The organism is Paenibacillus sp. P4_A7, assembly GCF_056402455.1.
The window spans coordinates 1-923 of record NZ_JBFUHJ010000844.1; the positions used below are offsets into that span (position 1 = coordinate 1).

The 923-nt window shown below is 38.5% G+C and carries 1 protein-coding gene and 1 pseudogene; one reads left to right on the forward strand and one right to left on the reverse strand.

Annotated features, from left to right (window positions below):
* Positions 1-320, forward strand: a pseudogene (locus AC1DWN_RS34420) (sulfite reductase); the annotation flags it as partial.
* 90 nt (positions 321-410) lie between these two features.
* Here the strand turns inward: AC1DWN_RS34420 and AC1DWN_RS34425 are convergent.
* Positions 411-839 (reverse strand): VOC family protein, encoded by a 429-nt coding sequence (locus tag AC1DWN_RS34425; protein ID WP_477563292.1) that lies wholly within the window; start codon positions 837-839, stop codon positions 411-413.
* Between the last annotated feature and the right edge of the window lie 84 nt (positions 840-923).

Below are 923 nucleotides of genomic sequence, written 5' to 3' on the forward strand. Positions count from 1 at the left end.
ATGCTGGCTTGAGCGATAAGGAAATTGTTATTCGGATGACGGGTTGTCCTAACGGCTGCGCTAGACCTGGTTTAGGTGAAATCTCTTTCATTGGCAAGTCGCCAGGTAAATACAATATGTATTTGGGAGCGAGCTTTGTTGGTGATAGGCTGAATAAAATTTACCGTGAGGGCATCGATGAGAAAGAGATTCTTGAGACTCTTGAGCCTATTATTAAGCACTATGCGAATGATCGGCAGGAGAAAGAACATTTTGGAGATTTTGTTATCAGGAATGGCTATGTGAAAGCGACTACTTCAGGCCTGAACTTCCATGCATAAGTAATAGAGAATGCTGTTTAATCAAAAAAAGGATAGGAATCTTTTCTAGTGCAGAAAAGATCCCTATCCTTTTGTATTTAAGTAACCAGGCTACTCGAACATTTCACCATTGTCATAACTAACTTGCCATTCAATGCCGAACTTATCTTTGAGACTGCCGTAGCATTTGCTAAAGAAGGTTTCTTGAAGCTCCATTTTCACTGCGCCGCCATCTTGCAGCTTACTAAATACAGTTTTCATCTGATCTATGTCTTTACTGACAAAGGCAAGATTTATATTATTTCCTTCTGTAAAGGGCATGCCTGGAAAAACATCTGAGAACATAACATTGCTGCCTTCGATGGTAAGACGAGTGTGCATGATTAAGTTTTTAGCTTCTTCTGGAAGCGGATATTGCGGATTCTGTGGAGCTTCCCCAAATGTCATCAATTTTGGAGGTTTTGTTCCAAATACTTGAGCATAAAACTCTACTGCTTCACGACAATTTCCATTAAAGTTCATATAAACGTCAATAGCCATTTGATTCACTCCTACGTTTTGAGTTTTATTTTATGTTAGAGGCAACATTTCTATATTGTATCATTAATCAGAAAAGAAGTATTT

Excerpts from the sequence above, each read along its gene's own strand:
- AC1DWN_RS34425 (WP_477563292.1), bottom strand. The coding sequence starts at position 839 with ATGGCTATTGACGTTTATATGAACTTTAATGGAAATTGTCGTGAAGCA.